Below are 2,428 nucleotides of genomic sequence, written 5' to 3' on the forward strand. Positions count from 1 at the left end.
CACCCTCCCCGCGGGTTGCCCGCCCGCGGCGCGGCGCCCCCCCCCTCCCCCCCCCCCCCCCCCCCCCACCACGACTTCGTCGCATTGGGTGGGGCGACCTATTACGATGAGCCTCTACGTTCTCGAAGGCTCGCCCCATGACCCGCCCCATCCGTCTCGCCATCAGCGGCGCCTCCGGCCGCATGGGCCTCGCACTGCTTGACCTCGTGCGCGATGACGAACGCTTCGAGCTGGTCCGCGCGGTGGTATCGACGCAATCCACGCGGCTCGGCAAGGCGGCGTATGGCGATGTCTCGGCGCTGCGTTTCACCGGGTGGGACGACGCCACGGGCATCGATGTCGTCATCGATTTCAGTGGCCCCGAAGGCCTCGGTGCGGCCCTGGATGTGTGCGAAGCCACCGGCGCCGCACTCGTGACGGGGACCACCGGGCTCGACCAGGCTATGGACGATCGCCTGGGCCGGGCGGCCGAGCGCACGGCCATTCTCCGCGCCGCGAACTTCAGCCTCGGCGTCGCCGTGCTCACCCGCCTGCTGCGCGAAGCCGCCGCCGCCCTGCCGGGCTGGGACATCGATCTCGTCGAAGCCCACCATGGCCGCAAGGAAGACGCGCCGTCGGGCACCGCACTGGCCCTGGGCCACGCCGCAGCCGCCGGCCGGGATGCGAAGCTGGAAGACCTGGCGGTCTACGCCCGCGAAGGCCGCCCCGGCGCCCGTGAAGCCGGCACGATCGGTTTTGCCGTGGTCCGGGGTGGCGCTATCGTCGGCGAGCACCAGGCGCTGATCATGGGGCAGGGCGAGCGCATCGAACTCGCCCACCGCGCCACCGATCGCCGCATCTTCGCCCGCGGCGCCCTGGAAGCCGCCGCCTGGATGGCAGGCCGCGCCCCTGGCGCCTGGACCATCGAAGACGTCATCGCCGCAAAGGTCTGACCCCAACGCCGTTGTGGGAGCGCGCTTGCGCGCGATGTCGTTCCCACCCCCGGGCCGCCGGCCGGGGGCCGGCCCGCACGCGCGCTCCCACAGGGGTGGGGCGGGCCGTAGAAACCGTGTTAACATGCGCGCCGAAGTCATTGGGGAGTAGCCATCCTCGTTCCCCCTGAGGAGTTCGCGTCAACAGACTTGGTGGTCCCCGGACCCCATGGCGCGAACGGCAGTAGCGTGTGGAGAGCACGCTGCCGGCCCGGCGAGACCTTTGGCCATCGACATGCTCACCCGTGGCCGGGCGAGCGGTGTCGTTGTGCCATCGGTTAACGCGCGCTCGCCCGGCCTGATCCTTATCCATGCTGCTGACAACCTTCCTGTTCCTGGTTTCCGCCGGGGCCATCTATTTCACCTGCGAATACTTCGTCAACGGCGTCGAGTGGTTCGGGCGCAAGCTCAACCTGGGCGCCACCGCCACCGGCACGGTACTCGCCGCGTTCGGCACGGCGTTGCCGGAGAGTGCCGTTACCTTTGTCGCCGTCATGTTCGGCAAGACGCCGGAAGCCCGGGACATCGGCGTCGGCGCCGCCCTCGGTGGCCCGCTCGTCCTCGCGACGATCGCTTACGCTGTCGTAGGTTTCGCCTTATATCTCGGCCGTAAGCGGCTGAATCGGGCGGATTCCCGCATTCGCGTGGACCACCAGCGCCTCGCCCGCGACCAGTCCTGGTTCCTCGCCATCTTCGTGGTGAAGGTCGGCCTGGGCCTGATCGCCTTTGCATGGAAGCCGTGGCTCGGCGTGCTCTTCCTGCTTGCCTACGGCCTGTACGTCTGGCGCGAGATCGGCGACGACAGTTCGGCGCCCGAGGACGAGGAGCTGGAGCCGCTGTCGTTCCGCCCGCGTGATGCCGATCCCGCGATGAAGTGGGTCCTCTTGCAGACCGGCCTGGCCCTCGTCGTCATCGCCATCGCCTCGCGCGTGTTCGTCTGGCAGCTGGAAGCCTTCGGCGAGTTCTTCAAGCTCTCGCCGCACCTGGTTGCGCTGGTGCTGAGCCCGGTGGCGACCGAGCTGCCGGAGACCGTCAATGCGCTGATCTGGGTCCGCCAGGGCAAGGAGCGGTTGGCATTGGCCAACATCTCCGGCGCGATGATGATCCAGGCGACCATCCCGAGCTCGCTGGCGCTGTTCGCCACGCCGTGGCTGTTCGATACGCCGCTGATCGTGGCGGGTGTGATCACCATGGTGGCCGTGATCGCGCTGTGGGCGATGTTCCGCCGCGGTGCGGTCGAGGCGCGCTGGCTGATGCCGATCGGGGCGCTGTACGGGGTCTTCGCGCTGTTCGTTGGCTGGTACTTCGGCGCGAAATAGTCCGTAGGAGCCCACCCTGTGGGCGACGCCTTTCGCGACGGCGCAACAGGCCCTGTTACGGCAAGGCGAAAGATGTCGCCCACAGGGTGGGCTCCTACGAGGCCTTGGCCCAAATGTGGGGCTTAGTCGCGGTGGGAG

General features: G+C 69.0%; 2 protein-coding genes and 1 riboswitch. Both genes read left to right on the forward strand.

Annotated features, from left to right (window positions below):
* Window positions 1-137: 137 nt before the first annotated feature.
* On the forward strand, window positions 138-932 hold the full coding sequence (gene dapB / locus ACTHLF_RS04290; protein ID WP_440325164.1) for a 4-hydroxy-tetrahydrodipicolinate reductase: 795 nt from the start codon (window positions 138-140) through the stop codon (window positions 930-932).
* 130 nt (window positions 933-1,062) lie between these two features.
* Window positions 1,063-1,254: riboswitch (yybP-ykoY riboswitch) on the forward strand.
* Between the two features lie 28 nt (window positions 1,255-1,282).
* Window positions 1,283-2,290, forward strand: a complete 1,008-nt coding sequence (locus tag ACTHLF_RS04295; protein ID WP_440325166.1) for a sodium:calcium antiporter — start codon at window positions 1,283-1,285, stop codon at window positions 2,288-2,290.
* Window positions 2,291-2,428: the final 138 nt, after the last annotated feature.

The sequence above is a fragment of the Luteibacter sp. genome (genome assembly GCF_051958795.1).
GTDB lineage: Bacteria > Pseudomonadota > Gammaproteobacteria > Xanthomonadales > Rhodanobacteraceae > Luteibacter.

What these genes read in the sequence shown, in the direction of transcription:
- dapB (WP_440325164.1), top strand. Translation starts at nt 138, where the DNA reads ATGACCCGCCCCATCCGTCTCGCCATCAGCGGCGCCTCCGGCCGCATG.
- ACTHLF_RS04295 (WP_440325166.1), top strand. Translation starts at nt 1,283, where the DNA reads ATGCTGCTGACAACCTTCCTGTTCCTGGTTTCCGCCGGGGCCATCTAT.